The 288-nt window shown below is 40.3% G+C and carries 1 protein-coding gene; it reads right to left on the bottom strand.

The genetic code is table 11. The annotated features are described in order from the left end of the window. On the bottom strand, window positions 1–288 hold a 288-nt coding region (locus HMPREF2846_RS13430; RefSeq protein ID WP_176744069.1), incomplete at both ends, for an E domain-containing protein.

Here is a 288-nt window from a genome sequence, read left to right as displayed (position 1 = left end):
AGTCGCTATCTGCGTCTGAATCGCTGTCCGCATCTGAATCATCTTTAGCACCATGGATGATTACTTCATCTTGTGGTTCTTCAATGATTTCTCCAGTTTCAGGATCTTTCAAGCCATCTTTACCTGGGATAACTTTAGTTTCACCTTCTGGTAAGTTTGGATCAATTTCTTCACGTGTACCATGAGGAATAATTTCAGGTGCATAGTTAACAATTTCGTCTATTGGTTCTTTCGTTACTTCCGTTGTTGGTTCGCCTTCGCCTACTTTTTCTCCCGTTAATGGATTAA

Source organism: Staphylococcus sp. HMSC056G08, assembly GCF_001812305.1.
Lineage (GTDB): Bacteria > Bacillota > Bacilli > Staphylococcales > Staphylococcaceae > Staphylococcus > Staphylococcus simulans.
The sequence above is the reverse complement of the archived record's forward strand: the minus strand, read 5'-3'. Positions and strand labels throughout refer to the sequence as shown.